The sequence below is a fragment of the Sphingomonas sp. genome, assembly GCF_039594485.1.
Taxonomy (GTDB): domain Bacteria; phylum Pseudomonadota; class Alphaproteobacteria; order Sphingomonadales; family Sphingomonadaceae; genus Sphingomonas.
The window spans coordinates 1-15501 of sequence record NZ_JBCNNI010000057.1 but is presented as its reverse complement, the minus strand read 5'-3'; the positions used below and the strand labels follow the sequence as shown (position 1 = coordinate 15501).

Genomic DNA, 15501 nt, shown 5'->3' with positions numbered 1-15501 from the left:
TCTCCATTCAGGCCAGCAGCCGTGATGAAGGCTGCATCAACAGGCCGGACACACGGAAGCACCTGAACCTGCGCGCAAGAATCTCTCCAACACCCCCTTGTATCCGAAGGGGCGTCCACACACGGACATTTCATTGCGATGGATGGCGGTGTGCCGAGGGGGCTAGCGATGGCTCTCGGCGAACCCTTCATTACCGCAACCATGGAAGGTGCCCGCCAAAGGCCAGAAGTCCTGCGTTGAATTAGGTCAACCTAGATTAATCTGCGGATATGTTCGTCCGGCACTCTGTTTGATGGCGATGCCAACATACTCCATCGAAATACGTGATGACCGGCCGGAGCAACCCGATGCTTTCGAAGCGCCTGACTTTGAACATGCGCTTGCGATACTAGCCCGAGTCGCTGGAGAAAGCCTGATTGGTCAGAGCCTAGGAAAGGCTGGCGATCCACTTTTCTGGAACTTTGACTTGATGGATGAGCGAGGTTTGATTCTGTACTCCCTTTCGATTCAGGGTTTTCAATCAGCGGCAATGGGACGGCTCCGTTAAGGTGCTCGGAAGCGGCCGTTCCGCTCCCACCAACAGCGTTCCCCAAAGCGGTCAGCCCCCTTACCCAATCGATAGCGGCTATTTCATTGCGATGGATGGCGGTGTGCCGAGGGGGCTAGCGATGGCTCTCGACGAACCCTTCGTTACCGCAATACCCGTTTTTCATCCAAAGCGGACAGGCCGCTTACGCCCAATTGCGGCCATTCCAAGCTGGCGAGCGCGCGCCCTAGAAATGGCCGATTAACGAATCTCAGGTCTGGAGCTGGGACGCGAGGTTATTTGCCCCTCACGCGGAGTCGGCTGCCGACCCTAACCAGACGCTCAGCACTCAACTATAGCTCTCTGGGTGCGGAAGGTCAGCTATTCCGGCTGATCCCAACCGTCGGGCCACTCATTCCCCAATATGGTTGAAACAACATCGGCATGCTGTGTGAAAAGCTCCACGCGCACCAAAAGCTCCATATTCCGTATTCACGCTTCGAGAGTTATGGGACATTAGTAGGCAGACGGCGGCGTGGGGCTTATGGATCTAGAAGCGAAAAAAGAGCTGTTTGCAACTGGACAAGTTTTCGGCTTTCCCGTGGACCTTCCAGCCGTCCTTTCACAATTGCAGCAAGACATGCGGGACGATTGGTATAGTGATGCATTAGCGTATGCGGATATTTTCTCTGACCAGATTTACATCGCAGATGTTATTTTGGGCGCACTAAACACTTGGGGTGGAGTTTACATCGGCGACAAGAGGGTCTTGAGGCCGATTCCTAAGAAGCATTTCTCAGAGAGATACTCTCTCGAAACAGATTTTTTTGATCGATTCGTTTATCAAGCCATTTGTTCATTTTTGCTCCCAGAGCTCGATCACGTACTATCGCACCGGGTCTTGAGCTATCGTTTCAATCGAGACGGCGGAGATGAGAAATACTTATTCCGCAATAAGATCAACAAGTGGCTTGATTATGAGGGGCTAACCTACCGGTTTGTAGGAAATAAAGGCGCTCTTGCGGTCACAGATATCAGTAATTTCTTTGAGAATGTATCCTCATCTCATGTTATAGAATCGATAAATTCTGCAATAGACAGGGTTCATGCGCCTGGGGTTAAAAAAGGCCAGATGCGCGCCGCAGCACGTCTACTTGCGACGCTCTTTAATCGCTGGACGCTAACGGGCCATTTCGGCCTACCGCAAAACAGAGACTGCTCTTCATTTCTCTCCAATGTACTTCTAAGTTCAGTTGACTTCGAAATGCAATATAGGGGATTTGACTATTACAGATATGTCGACGATATTCGAATCGTATGTACAGATGAGCACGAAGCGCGCAAATCGCTGCAGGTCTTGATTTCGCTCCTCCGAGAAGTTGGAATGAATATTAATGCCACTAAAACCGCCGTCTTGAAGCATGATAGCGGTAGTGCATCGATCGACAAGTTTTTTCCTTCACAAAATCAGTTGGTCTTAGCGATAGCAAGCATGTGGAAGTCTCGCAGTCGGCGAGTTTTTATAAGATCTGTTGAATATGTTGTGCAAATTCTGCGTGAATGTCTCTCTGAAGGCGAAACGCAATCGAGGACATTTAGATTTGCCGTGAACCGATTGAGCCAGTTGGTCGAAGCAGGCCTGTTCGAAGTAGATAGTGATGACGGTGTTAAGCTGTTGCAGTACGCCTTAAACTCTCTAAATGAAGATGCTGTTTCCTCCGATCAGATATGCAAACTCATCGACGCGCTTCATCCAGAAGATGACTTTCTGGATAAAATTTCTAGTTTTCTGCAAAATCGCAAGTTATGTATTCACGACTGGCAAAACCATAAATTATGGCTACTGCTTGCGGGAAGGCGTTTTGATTCTGAGGAACTTCGGTCGCTAGCCCACGAAATTCTCCATAAGGATCCGACCACCGGCGAAGCCTCAGCGGTTATGATTTGGCTTCAGTCCATCAACTTTTTGGACCCCATTGAGGCTATTTTAGACAAGTTTAACAAAAGTTGGCCGTATCAAAATCAGCGTTACTTCCTAATCGCCGCTTCTGGTCTTTCCGCGAGTAAGCACAAGGCCTTACATGGCAGCGTTCTAGATAAAGTTTTGGGAACGTCCCGTCGCTCAAAGAAAGCCTATCGCGAAGATGGTGTAGCGCTTGCCAAGCGCGAGCGACCAAGTTTTGCGGCCCTTTATGAAGATATTAAGGAGTACCCTTGACTTTCGCCACGTTCACGTTCGTCCGAAATTTCTCAGATGAGAAAAAATCTCGCTTTTTCATCACAGATCGTAACGGGTTTCGTGAAGTGCCGGCTGCTGAGGTTTTGGCTCACAGCGGATTGCTGATCTGCCATGACTTCTGGATGATCGCGCGAGATTTATATTTATTATGCGGAAATATTCCTAAAAGCATAGTTGATTTGGATGATTTAAATATCATCGCCTCTCGCGATCCAGACGTTAGGCGTAGGAGAGAAAAATTCGACATTGTTGATCGCATGTCGAATTTTTTTTCACGTGGCGAAAATGTGCTGCGACCGTATAAAAAAATGCTGTACCAAGAGGTTGAAGTTGAAGCTTCAGTGCAGAAGGATTTTCACGAGCTTCTTTTAGAGTATTATATTGAGCTTTGTCGGCGAGCCATTCTTAACGGAGAGCGCGACAGATTTTTTGATGTTGAAGTGCCATGCGCAAACTTGTGCGCTGAAATATCAAGTAAAGGCTTGCGAATTAATAGTGAGCGTGTGTCTAATAATAGACAATTGATAGCACACGATTACTACCAGTCCATTGTAAAAATATCTGATGAATTTGATATTCCTCTCGAGGTCCCTTCTGAAGGGGATCATGCGCGATATGCGCAACGGCTCAATGTGGACCTAGAGGAATACAGCCTCGATTTTGCGATGAGTTATCTTCCGCAAATGAAGGCGTATTCAGATTTGGTAAAACGCGTGAGAGACCTCTCACTCGCGCGCGACGTTCTTAATGGCATGCCATTAAGAAGCGGGCGAGTATTTCCAATTGTCGATACCCAAGGATCCCGAACATCACGAATTGCTGTCCGCTCACCCTTCTTGCAAAGCCTTCCCAGACGTTACCGTGACGTGATCTGCCCCGACCAAGGCAAATCGCTTTGTTATGTCGATTTTGACCAATTTGAAGTTGGGATCATGGCAGCACTTTCCAATGATCCAATCCTTCATGCTCTCTTCGCAGAAGAGGATATGTACGAGAGTTTTCGTATTGCAAAGCTTGGAGGGCAAGGTGCCAGAAGTGGAGCAAAGATCCTATTTCTGGCGTATGCATATGGCATGAAAAAACATGATTTACCAATCATCGGCACTAAATTTGGATTTGAACGAGCCGTTGTCAGGGATGCTTTCAGGTCGTTTGGCGTGTACGAAAAATGGAAAAATTCACGTATAGAAGAATTCGAAGAGGTGGGATACGTCTCCACTAGTCTTGGCAATCGCTTTTATTATCAGGGATCGAAGCCGACACGCAAGGAAAAACTGTCTGCTGTAAGCCAGATAGTTCAGGGCGAAGGCTCTCTCATATTTAAGAAAACTCTTCTCAAAGTTGACGAAAACGACGATGTGGAAATGTTGCTTCCGATGCATGACGCTCTTCTTTTTCAGCACAGCGACCCTGCTACTCCAGAGCTTGTAGTGAATGCCTTTAAGGAAACGATGACGCAGCATTTTGGTGGTGCAGTGCAGGGCAAGGCTTCGATTGAATCATTCTCTGGCGAAAAATAAAGATTATCATACATCTGAAGCGGCGGCTCTCGCCGCGTGACGATCCAAACCCGACTGTCGCGAAGGTCCCAGACCCAGCGTAATCTGAACGTCCGCTTCAAAGCGTGCTATTTCCGCCGTCAAGCGGCTCGGATGGGCGTAAAGCGGCCTGTTGATCGCGCCATGGGAAATGTCCGCTTGCCACCCATCGACAGACGCTTGAGGCCCCTGCCCCGCCTACTGAACCAAAGTCTGCTTTCCGCGATCGGTACCTGACAGCGGACATACTGCTCGCAAAACGGCGTGGGCTCCGAAAGGCTCGGGTAGCACTACTTGCCCCTGCCTCGCCGTCACCATGCGCGCCATTCTGCGCGACGGCACCTCGTTCAAGGTCTCAGATGCGGTAGACTCATCTTGCCAGCTGTGATGCGCTCCAGCTGACCCGATAGGGATGTCCTGCGAGGGAGCGCAAGGGACGGACGATCTGCGAAGATTACAAGATAGGCTGCTAAGCCCGCTTTCTGTCAATTCAACGTCTGGCCTTGTGAAACCTGATATAGCACCACCGACCCACAAGTCGGCGAAAGCAGAAACATTTTTGGGACCTTCAAGGGACAACCGCCAAGCGATCACAAACTTCAGATCCTCATCCTAAAGGCTAGTAGCTGCGCGCACTCTTCGCGGCTTTCTCATCGCCTTTCGGCGCTCGTGGCGATTATCGGTCGGCACCCTTGCGTGCTCTGCAGTCAACACAGAACAAGTCTTTTTCATCACATTGACGATAGCCATACCCCCCTCACCATACGCCGCCGTCATTAGTATCGCTATAGCTGGCTCAAGAGATACCTCTTGTGATGCACAAAACTCGTTGAGAATATCCGTAGCGTGTGCGAGCAATTGAATGGTAGAAACTGCCGCATTATCTTTTATTGGCATAGTGTTCCCTCCAAATACTTAGAGGCGGCCCGACGTAAGCCGGGCGTTGGAAACCCTGCGCTAGGACAAGGCGCTGCCGCCTTTGGGCAAGCCTTGGACATGCGCGACAGCCGCCCGGCCAAATGACTTGACCGGACCTAGCGACTGTCGAGGTTTCCATGCCTCACGGATGGGATTGACCATGCCGCGTCAGCTGCGTTGCAGAGCGCAAGCCGGTTCGCAAGGGGCAATGCCCAAGATACGAGGCGCTACCCCCTATGCAGTACGATCACCAGTGCGCACCGTCCGAGCGCTCTGCGCCGCTGGCTGCCGAAGCAACGTGAGCAGACACGCATTGCAAGAAATCGAAAGAGTTTGGGTGACGTCAGTAACCCGATAAGCCACAAATTATGCAGAGCCAAAAGCCAGCAAAGGCAAGGAACTTGTTGGGTCTATTAATCGATCTGCACATAACGGCTTAGTTTGCATAATATGAACTGGGCCTGCGCATCGCCGAGCTGGGCGGCGAAGGGCTGTTCGCGCGGGTCGCGGACGGGACGCGCGGCGGCGTCGTGGCGGTGCGGGCCTTCTTCCCCGCCGATCTGGTATCCGCCGTGCGACAAAAGGCGCGGTGGATGACGGGCATCGCGCTGATCGGATGGGATCGCACCGGCTGGGCACGACCGATGGCGCTGGGCGACCATTGGTGGCGACTGCGGGATCGGCGCGGGCCGCTCGCCATGCTGGTGCTTGCGGCGGCCTATCTGGGGCTGTTTGCCGATGCGACCGCGATTTTCGTGCGGTGGATCGTCGATGTGCCGATCCCACCAATCCCATCGGCTCTGTTGTGGCTGTTCGCGGTCAACACGATGCTGCTCTGGTGGCGACTGGTGATGCGGATGGTCTTTACCGGGCGCGCTTATGGCTGGCGCGAGGCGCTATGGTCTTTGCCGCGCTTCGTCATCGGCAATTTTGTCGCGCTGGCGGCCGCCCCGCGCGCGCTGATCCGCTATGTCTTCGTGCTGCGCGGCCGACCGGCGGTGTGGGACAAGACGCGGCATCATTTCCCGGACCTGTCGACCCAGCCATGAGCGGACGGCCGATCCGGTTCCTGGGCGGCGTGATCGGCCTATGGACGCTCGGGCGGATCGCGTTCCTTCTGCCAGTCGGGACCGCACCGGCATCGGTCGCGAAGGTGTTGAAAAGCCCAAGGCCGAAGCTGTCCGTCGCGCCATTGGCCGCCCCCATCACCATGCGCGGCATTGCGATGCCCTCACCGCCCGCTGCCATGGCATCACCGCCGATAGCTCCAAAGTCTGTGCCGCTTGCCCGGGCACCATTGCAACCGGTGTCGACTGCCAACCCGCCCGACGCATCGCCATCGCTCCCGTTCTGGCCCGATCCCCTATTGGCCCTGCCCGATCCGCCCATCGCACCCGCGCGGTGGAGCGGCAGCGCCTGGGCGATCCTGCGCCAAGGGAGCAGCGCGCTGCTGCCCGGGGGACAATTGGGCGGAACGCAGGCCGGGATACGTATCCTGCGCCGGATCGACCGCGACGGGAGGCTGTCGGCCAGCTTGCGCCTGTCCGCGCCGCTGGAGGGCGTGGGGCGCGAAATGGCGGTCGGGATCGACTGGCGCCCCTCGGCCCGCCTGGCCATCCGGCTGCTGGTCGAGCAACGCATTGCCCTGGATGAGGGGCAAGGTGGCCCGGCCGTGCTGGCCGTCTCGGGATTCGGGCCGCGATCCGTTGCACCCGGCATCTCCCTCACCGGCTATGCGCAAGCGGGGGCCGTCGGGCGTACCGCCATCGAGCCCTTTGCCGATGGCGCGATGCGCGCGACCACGGCCCTTGCCCAAGACGTGGATCTGGGACTGGGTCTGTGGGGCGGTGCCCAGCGGGGGGCACAGCGCCTCGACATCGGGCCGACACTGGGTATCGCGCTGCCGGTGGCCGGACGGCGGCTGCGGCTATCGCTAGACTGGCGACAGCGGGTGGCGGGGCAGGCCGCGCCGGGGTCGGGGCCCGCCCTGTCGATCGGCGGTGATTTCTAGGCGGATCGCACTGGTCGGCCCCGCGCACGCGGCTATAACACCGGTCGTGGATCTGTATCTTCCCATCGCCAACCTGTCGGTCAATGCGCTCGTCATCATCGCACTGGGTGCGGGCGTCGGGCTGTTGTCGGGCATGTTCGGGGTGGGTGGTGGTTTCCTGACGACGCCGCTGTTGATCGTCTATGGCATCCCGCCGACCGTCGCCGCCGCCTCGGCCGCCAGCCAGGTGACCGGCGCCAGCGTGTCGGGCGTGTTCGCGCATTGGCAGCGGGGCGGGGTCGATGTGAAGATGGGCGGCGTGCTGGTCGCGGGCGGCATCGTCGGGTCGTTCATCGGCGCCTGGATCTTCCGTCTGCTGCAGGCGAGCGGTCAGATCGATACGGTGATCGCGATCATCTATGTGCTGATGCTCGGCTGGATCGGATTGGTGATGGCGCGCGAGGCGCTGGCCGCGATCATCGCGGCGCGACGCGGCGTGGCGCAAAGAGCCGCGCGGCGGCGGCACCACCCGGTGGTGGCGGCGCTGCCCTTTCGCACCCGCTTCTACGCCTCGGGCATCTATATCTCGCCGTTGGCGCCGCTGTTGCTGGGGATGTTCACCGGCATCCTGACGATCCTGCTCGGCATCGGCGGCGGATTCGTGCTGGTGCCCGCAATGATCTATATCCTGGGCATGGCGACGCGGGTGGTGCTGGGCACCTCGCTGTTCCAGACCTTGTTCGTGACGGCGGCGGCGACGATGGTCCATGCCACCACCACCAAGGCGGTGGACATCGTCCTGGCCGGACTGCTGCTCATCGGATCGGTGACCGGGGCGCAGCTGGGCGCGAAGTTCGCGACGAACGTCAAACCTGAATATCTGCGCCTGGCGCTCGCCGTCATCGTGCTGCTGGTGGGCCTGCGCATCCTGCTCGGCCTGGTCTGGCGGCCCGAGGAAATCTTCACGGTCCAGCTGTCGTGAGGATATTCGCGGTCGCCCTTACCCTGTTGTCGCCGCTGTTGATGGCGCAGGCCAAGCCGGTGCTGGTCCCCGACGTGTCGCAACGGGATATCCAGATCGCCTACAGCTTCACCGGCGCCGAACTGTTGCTGTTCGGTGCGATCCTTTATCCCGGCGGCCGCCCGCCGCGCGATGACAAGCGGACCGATATCGTCGTGGTGGTCAAGGGCCCGACCCAGTCGATCCTGATCCGCGAGAAGGAGAAGATCGCCGGCCTGTGGGTCAATGCCGGGCGGCTGCGCTATCAATCCGCACCGTCCTTCTACGCGATTGCCTCGTCACGGCCGGTTACCCAAATCGTCGACGATCGCACCCGCGCCATCTACGAACTCGGGCTCGACAGTCTGCAGCTTTCCCCCGCTTCCAACGCGCCGGCCGATGTCCAGGCACGGTTCCAGGCCGGGCTGGTCGACCAGCGCCGCCGCGCGGGTCTCTATGTCGAGTCCCCCAACGCGGTCGAGATCACCGATGACGTGCTGTACCGCGCCCGGGTCACCATCCCGGCGCGCGTGCCGGTGGGACGCTTCACCGCCGAGACCTTCCTGATCCGCGACGGCCGCGTTCTGGCGGCGGCGGTGCGCGATATCGACATCCGCAAATCGGGGTTCGAACGCTTCGTCGCGCGCGCCGCCGATCGCGCCGCCATCCCCTATGGCCTGACGGCGGTGGCGCTGTCTGTGCTGCTCGGCTGGGCGGCGGGGTGGATCGCGCGGCGGGTGTAACGGCAGCATATCCTTAAGTTTTCCCGTCTATCGCGGGGGTCAGACAACCCTGACCGTCACGGCCCCGATCCATGTCCTATCCCCTGCCCGTCTTTCCGGACACCCTGGCTTCGTCGCACGATACGCCCGTGATCGGGTGGCTGCTGGCGGTGGGCGGCTCGACGGGGCGCATCGTCCTCGACCGCGAGGCGGTGGCGGCGCTCGCCGGTCAGGACGATCCGGTGCTGGCGGCGGCGGGGCAGGTGGCGATGCCAGTGAAGATCCGGCGCGCGGATCGCTGGATCATCGGCACGATCCGTACCCTGTCGCTCGACCCGTCGAGCGACCCTTCCGCGATACAGACCGAGATCGAGCTGGTCGGCGAAGGCCTGCGCGAGGCGGAAACCGGCGCGCTCCACGGCTTTCGGCGCGGTGTGACCTCCTATCCGCTGCCCGGCGCGACGGTGCATGCGATCACCAATGCCGAACTGGCTGCCATCCATGATCGCCCGACCAGCACCAGCATCAGGATCGGCACCGTCTATCCGGCGCGCAGCGTACCCGCGACGCTCACAGTCGATGCGCTGCTCGGCCGGCATTTCGCGCTGGTCGGCTCGACCGGCACGGGCAAGTCGACCGCGACCGCGCTGATCCTCCACCGCATCTGCGAACTGGCACCGCGCGGCCATGTCGTGATGATCGACCCGCACGGCGAATATGCGACCGCCTTCCGCGCCATCGGCGAGGTGCATGACGTCGGCAATCTGCGCATGCCCTATTGGCTGATGACCTTTGACGAGCATTGCGAGATGCTGTTGTCGGCGAACCACGACGATCGCCAGATCGAGGTCGACATTCTGGCCAAATGCCTGCTCGCCGCCCGCCTGCGCAGCCGGGCCGCCGCCGAGGTGCCGCGAGTCACGGTCGACACGCCCATTCCCTATCTGCTGTCCGACCTGACCAGCGCGCTGAGCCAGGAGATGGGCAAGCTGGAGCGCGCCGGCGACACCGCCCCCTATCTGCGGATCAAGGCCAAGGTCGACGAGATCAAGGGCGATCCCCGCTATGCCTTCATGTTCTCCGGCATGCTGGTCGGCGATACCATGGCCGCGTTCCTGAGCCGCATCCTGCGCATGCCGGGCGACGGGCGGCCGATATCGATCATCGACGTGTCGGGCGTCCCTTCCGAGGTGACGAGCGTCGTCGTCGCGGTGCTGGCGCGGCTGATCTTCGACCAGGCGATCTGGTCGCGACCCGAAGAGCGCCGCCCGGTGCTGATGGTGTGCGAGGAAGCGCATCGCTATATTCCGGCCCGCGCCGAACAAAGCTCGGCCGTCGGCCGAATCCTGTCGCGCATCGCCAAGGAAGGGCGCAAATATGGCGTCTCGCTGGGTCTCGTCACCCAGCGTCCGTCCGACCTGGCCGAGGGCGTGCTGTCGCAATGCGGCACCATCATCGCCATGCGGCTGAACAATGATCGCGACCAGGCCATGGTGCGCTCGGCCATGCCGGAGGGCGGGCGCGGGCTGCTCGACACCATGTCGGCGCTGCGCAATCGCGAGGCGATCCTATGCGGTGAGGGCGTGACCTTTCCGGTCCGGGCCAGCTTCGACAATCTCGAGGACGGCAAACGCCCCGCCTCCGCCGACATGCCGATCACCGCGCTCTGGGCGGACCGGTCACCGGGCGAAGGATCGCTGGCCGAGACCGTGGCACGCTGGCGTTCGGGCGGACGCTAACCCGTCCCCGTCATTGCCATTCAAACGGCCCGAAGGGCGCCTCAGCGCCCCGGCTTCACCGCGAGCAATTGCTGCACCTCGCGGCGGAACGCGCGCAGCTTCGCGCCCGACAGGACCGCGACGCTCGACAGCTTCAAGCTGCGCGGATTGACGGTGACGCCGTTCTTCCACACTTCCCAGTGAAGGTGCGGGCCGGTCGACATGCCGGTCGAGCCGACATAACCGATCACCTGCCCCTGCTTCACCCGCGTGCCCGAGCGGACGGCGAAGCGGCTCATATGCCCATAGCCGCTGGCGATGCCGCCGCCATGCACCAGCTTGACGAAATTTCCATAGCCGCCCGAACGGCCGGCGAACTGGACGACGCCGTCCATGATCGCATGGATGGGCGTGCCATAGCGGGCGCCGATATCGGTGCCCTTATGCATCCGCATGAAGCCCAGGATCGGGTGCATCCGCTTGCCATAGGAGGAGGTGATCCGGCCCGCGACCGGCATGCTCATCCCGCCCTGCCGCTCGCTCTGGCCGTTGACGTCATACCACTCGCCGTCATCCTCGCCGGGCGCCCGCGCCAGCTGCACCTTACGGCCGCCACGGTTCAGCCCGGCATAGAGCAGCCGGCCGAGCCGCGTCTCGCCGGTCGCCGCGCGTTCGCGCTCGATGATCAGGTCGAAACTGTCCGCGCGCTTGACGTCGCGCCCGACCGACAGCCGGCTGGCCAGCGCCTTGATATAGCTTTCGACCACCTTGGCGGGCGCCCCGGCGGCGCGCGCCGACCGGTACAGGCTCGACCCCGCCAGCCCTTGCAGGCGCAGCGGGGTGCGGTCGATCGCGATCGGCTGCTGGGTCATGGTGAACCCCGTGCCGGCGCGGTTCAGCGTCACCGCCAGATCAAACCGCGCGCGCAGCTTCAACTGTTCCAGTGGCCGCGCCACCATCCGGCTGGGCCGCCGGCCGAGCGTCAGCGCGACGCGTGTGCCCGAAGCGATGTCGCCGCCACCGGCCGCCTGTTCGACCAGATCGGCGGCGGTCTTCGCCTGAACCTTGGCGACGCCGGCGCGCTGCAGCACCCGGGCCAGCCGATCACCGGCACCGATGGTGGCGGACAGCTCCATCATCGGCCGCTCGGGCGCCTCGGCCAGATGCACGACCATCTCGTTGGCGGCCATGCGCCGCCCCGTATCGGCACCCAACGCCAGCGGTGCGATCGCCTGGGCCCGGGCATTGTTGCGTACTTCCCCGCTCAGGGGAGCGGGCGAGGCGCCGATGATCGGGCGATGCAGGCCGGGCGCCAGCGCCAAGGTCGTCGCGCACAGCGTGGCGCAGGTGGCCAGCCCCCGCCACCAATCCCGGCTGCCGATCCGCGCGCCCAGATCGGGCACCCAGTCGATCTCTCGCGCGACCTGACGCCATGTCGCGAACCGCCCCGTCGGCACCACCGGCCGAAGGGCACCGCCAAGCGGGCGCGCGGCGGTACCGCCGGAGATATGCAAAGCGTCGTCGGTAGCCAAGAACATGCGGAAAATCGGTGCGTCCGTGAATGTCTTCGATCAGCGTCGCCGATTCCCCCCGGCGCACGCCATGCTGGGTGAAAGCGCAAGGGGTCAAAGTCAAACCGTGCGGGCCTTTCCAGCCGCCCTGCTGCGACGGGGCGTGGCCGCATCGGGCCGAATCCCGCCATTGGCCAGCCGTCTTGCTTCAGGCCGTTGCAACGGCCCGCGCGAAGCCCAATGTAAGGGATATGACCAGCCGCGTATCGGGCAATGTGACGGCCGTTCTCGGGCCGACGAACACCGGCAAGACGCACCTCGCGATCGAGCGGATGTGCGCGCATTCGAGCGGCATCATCGGCTTCCCGCTCCGCCTGCTGGCCCGCGAAGTCTATGACCGCGTCGTCGCGCTCAAGGGCGCGGACACGGTCGCGCTGGTGACCGGCGAGGAAAAGATCGTCCCGCCCGACGCACGCTGGTTCCTGTGCACCGCCGAATCCATGCCCGACCGCGACGTCGCCTTCGTGGCGCTCGACGAGGCGCAACTGGGCGCCGATCTGGAGCGGGGTCATGTCTTTACCGATCGGTTGCTGCATGCGCGGGGCCGGGACGAGACGATGATCCTCGGCTCCGAAGCACTGAAGCCCATGATCCGCGCCTTGGTCCCCGACGCGGAGATCGTCGCGCGGCCGCGCTTTTCCACTCTGACCTATGCGGGCGCCAAGAAGATCAGCCGGCTGCCCAAGCGCTCGGCGATCGTCGCCTTCTCGGCCGAGGAGGTTTACGCGGTCGCCGAAATGCTGCGCCGTCTGCGCGGAGGCGCTGCAGTGGTGATGGGCGCGCTTTCCCCGCGCACCCGCAACGCACAGGTCGAGATGTTCCAAGCGGGCGAGGTCGACTATCTCGTCGCCACCGATGCGATCGGCATGGGGCTCAACATGGATGTCGCGCATGTCGCCTTTGCCGGGCTGCACAAATTCGACGGGCGTCGCCGCCGCCGCCTGACCGTCGCGGAGATGGCGCAGATCGCCGGCCGCGCGGGGCGCCACCACCGTGACGGCACCTTCGGCGCGCTCGCGGAGGAAGGGCCCGAGGCCTTCCTGCCCGAGGAAGTGCTGGCGATCGAGGAGCATCGCTTCCCCCGGCTCGACCATCTTTATTGGCGCGATGGCGATCCCGACCTGTCGAGCATCGACGCACTGATCGCCAGCCTGGAGCGCAAGCCCGAACCCGGCGTATTGCGCGCCGCGCCGCTCGCCACCGATCTCCAGGTATTGAAGCGCCTGGCAGACGAGCCCTGGGTCCGCGACCGGGTACAGCGCCCCGCCATGGTCGCGCGGCTCTGGGCGGCGTGCGGCATTCCCGATTTCCGCAAAGTGGGGATCGATCCGCATGCGCGGTTCGCATCGCGCGTCTTCGGCCATCTGTCCGAGGGGCTGGGCCATGTGCCCCATCAATGGTTCGCCGACGAGATCGCGCGGCTGGACAGCATGGCGGGCGATGTCGAGACGCTGGCGGGTCGCCTGTCGGCGATCCGCAGCTGGGCCTATATCGCGCAGCGCGCCGACTGGCTGGCCGACCCCAAACATTGGGCCGAGCGGACCCGCGAGATCGAGGAGCGGCTGTCCGACGGACTCCATGCCAGCCTGACCCAGCGGTTCGTCGACAAGCGCACCACTGCGCTGATCCGTCGCATCGGCGCGGATGCCGGTGCCCTGCCCGTCACGATCGGGCCGGAGGGCGAGGTGCTGGTCGAGGATCATGCCATTGGCCGGCTGGAGGGATTCCGCTTCACCGTCGAGGCGGGCGCGCGCGCCAATGACAAGCGGCTGCTGCTCGCGGCGGCCGAAAAGCGGCTGGGCACCGAACGCGCGCGCCGGGCCGACGCGCTGATCGCGGCGGAGCATGACGCGATCGCCTTGGTCGAGGATCGACTGGTCTGGGAGGGGCATGGTATCGCCCGGCTGGTCGCGGGGCCTTCGCTGGGGCGGCCGGTGGTGCGGCTGGAGCGCGACCTCGATTGCCTGACGCCGCCGTTGCGCGAAAAGGTGAAGGCGCGGCTCGATGGTTGGATGGCGCGGTCGCTGGATCGGCAGGTACCCGCCCTTGTCCGCCTCGCGCAATTGGCGCGGGAGGCCAAGGCGTCGCCCGCGCTACGTGCCATCGCCGCCGCGCTGGAGGATGCCGGCGGGATCGTGCCGCGTCAGCCGTTGCGGCTGATGATCGACGCGCTGTCGCCCGACGAGCGGCGGCGGTTGCGCGGGCTGGGGATCACCATCGGGACGCTCGACATCTTCGACCCCCGGCTGCTCAAGCCCGGTCCTGCCGGCTGGCGCCGCACGCTGATGGCGCTGTGGGGGCAGAGCCCCGAACTGGCGCGGGTCGGCGCGACCACGCTGCGCCGCGATGAGCCGGGGCGGACCGTGGCGTCGGGCTTTCGTCCGCTCGGCGAACAGGCGGTGCGGATCGATCTGGTCGAGCGGATCGCGCGCGCCACCCATGATGCGCGAACGGGACGCGGCCCCTTTGCCCCCGACGTGGCCCTCGCCACCTCGATCGGGTTGGAGCCCGCGACGCTCGACCGGCTGATGGGCGATCTGGGCTTTCGCAAGGTCAAGCCGGCTGGCGAGGACGATGCGGTGCGCTGGATCTGGCGCGGTCGACCGCCCGCCCGCCCGGCGCCGCGGGTCGAGGCGCGTCCCGGCAACGCCTTCGCCGCGCTCGCCGATTGGGGACGAACGCCGTGACCATAACTTACGCTACCACCCCGGCGGAGGCCGGGGTCCAGTGGCCGTGACGGTCATGCTGCGCCACCGGGCCATTTTGCGCCTGGACCCCGGCCTCCGCCGGGGTGGAACTATTATGAGTTTTTCACACCGAAAGGACCGCCTGCCCCTATGACCACCCGCGCCCCCGCCGCCCTCGAGTCGATGCGGCTCGACCGTTTCCTCTGGTGGGCGCGGATCGCCAAGTCGCGGGAGACGGCACAGGCGATGGCATGTGACGGGCATTTCCGGATGGACGGCCGCGCGATCGATCGCGCCCATGCACCGGTGCGGATCGGCAGCATCCTGACCTTCGCGCAGCATGGCCAGGTGCGTGTCCTGCGCGTCGAATCGCTGCCTGTGCGGCGCGGTCCGCCGGCCGAGGGGCGTGCCTGTTACTGCGATCTGGTCACTTCCCGGGTTTCAAGCGTTGACGGATCGCCGCACGCGGCATAGCAGCACGCGTTCGTACCTTGGGAGTTGTCATGACCTACGTCGTCACCGATGCCTGCATTCGCTGCAAGTATATGGACTGTGTCGAGGTGTGTCCCGTCGACTGCTTCTATGAGGGCGA

General features: G+C 62.0%; 10 protein-coding genes and 1 pseudogene. 10 read left to right on the top strand and 1 reads right to left on the bottom strand.

Going from position 1 to position 15501, the window contains the following annotated elements; all coding sequences use genetic code 11:
- The first annotated feature begins 1070 nt into the window (after window positions 1-1070).
- From ABDV78_RS18575 to ABDV78_RS18545, 7 genes are all read left to right on the top strand, one after another.
- Window positions 1071-2744 (top strand): RNA-directed DNA polymerase, encoded by a 1674-nt coding sequence (locus ABDV78_RS18575; protein WP_082052550.1) that lies wholly within the window; start codon window positions 1071-1073, stop codon window positions 2742-2744.
- Window positions 2741-4285 carry a DNA polymerase gene (locus ABDV78_RS18570; RefSeq protein WP_156146126.1) on the top strand — a complete coding sequence of 515 codons (1545 nt, stop codon included), beginning with the start codon at window positions 2741-2743 and terminating at the stop codon, window positions 4283-4285. The genes ABDV78_RS18575 and ABDV78_RS18570 overlap by 4 nt, the downstream gene beginning before the upstream one ends.
- Before the next feature lie 1466 nt (window positions 4286-5751).
- On the top strand, window positions 5752-6270 hold the full coding sequence (locus ABDV78_RS18565) for a hypothetical protein (RefSeq protein ID WP_232254018.1): 519 nt from the start codon (window positions 5752-5754) through the stop codon (window positions 6268-6270).
- A 257-nt stretch (window positions 6271-6527) separates the two neighbouring features.
- Window positions 6528-7232: a hypothetical protein gene (locus ABDV78_RS18560; protein WP_130120054.1), complete on the top strand. Its 705-nt coding sequence runs from the start codon at window positions 6528-6530 to the stop codon at window positions 7230-7232.
- Between the two features lie 46 nt (window positions 7233-7278).
- Entirely contained in the window at window positions 7279-8193 is a 915-nt protein-coding gene (locus tag ABDV78_RS18555; RefSeq protein ID WP_007405261.1) for a sulfite exporter TauE/SafE family protein, read from the top strand.
- Window positions 8190-8954 (top strand): TIGR02186 family protein, encoded by a 765-nt coding sequence (locus tag ABDV78_RS18550; protein ID WP_007405214.1) that lies wholly within the window; start codon window positions 8190-8192, stop codon window positions 8952-8954. Before ABDV78_RS18555 ends, ABDV78_RS18550 begins: the two co-directional genes overlap by 4 nt.
- A gap of 71 nt (window positions 8955-9025) precedes the next feature.
- Window positions 9026-10672 (top strand): ATP-binding protein, encoded by a 1647-nt coding sequence (locus tag ABDV78_RS18545; RefSeq protein WP_007405209.1) that lies wholly within the window; start codon window positions 9026-9028, stop codon window positions 10670-10672.
- A gap of 41 nt (window positions 10673-10713) precedes the next feature.
- Here ABDV78_RS18545 and ABDV78_RS18540 read toward each other — a convergent pair whose 3' ends face one another.
- A complete protein-coding gene (locus ABDV78_RS18540) occupies window positions 10714-12189 on the bottom strand; it encodes a M23 family metallopeptidase (protein ID WP_042469387.1) in 1476 nt (491 codons plus the stop codon).
- Window positions 12190-12413: 224 nt separating this feature from the next.
- Between ABDV78_RS18540 and ABDV78_RS18535 the strand changes: the two genes are divergently transcribed.
- The 3 genes and pseudogenes from ABDV78_RS18535 to ABDV78_RS18525 all read left to right on the top strand — a co-directional run.
- Window positions 12414-14909 carry a helicase-related protein gene (locus ABDV78_RS18535; protein WP_007405216.1) on the top strand — a complete coding sequence of 832 codons (2496 nt, stop codon included), beginning with the start codon at window positions 12414-12416 and terminating at the stop codon, window positions 14907-14909.
- A 150-nt stretch (window positions 14910-15059) separates the two neighbouring features.
- Entirely contained in the window at window positions 15060-15383 is a 324-nt protein-coding gene (locus ABDV78_RS18530; RefSeq protein WP_007405327.1) for a S4 domain-containing protein, read from the top strand.
- A gap of 29 nt (window positions 15384-15412) precedes the next feature.
- Window positions 15413-15501: pseudogene (locus ABDV78_RS18525) on the top strand (ferredoxin); the annotation flags it as partial.

Excerpts from the sequence above, each read along its gene's own strand:
- ABDV78_RS18575 (WP_082052550.1), top strand. The coding sequence starts at position 1,071 with ATGGATCTAGAAGCGAAAAAAGAGCTGTTTGCAACTGGACAAGTTTTC.
- ABDV78_RS18545 (WP_007405209.1), top strand. The coding sequence starts at position 9,026 with ATGTCCTATCCCCTGCCCGTCTTTCCGGACACCCTGGCTTCGTCGCAC.
- ABDV78_RS18540 (WP_042469387.1), bottom strand. The coding sequence starts at position 12,189 with ATGTTCTTGGCTACCGACGACGCTTTGCATATCTCCGGCGGTACCGCC.
- ABDV78_RS18535 (WP_007405216.1), top strand. The coding sequence starts at position 12,414 with ATGACCAGCCGCGTATCGGGCAATGTGACGGCCGTTCTCGGGCCGACG.
- ABDV78_RS18530 (WP_007405327.1), top strand. The coding sequence starts at position 15,060 with ATGACCACCCGCGCCCCCGCCGCCCTCGAGTCGATGCGGCTCGACCGT.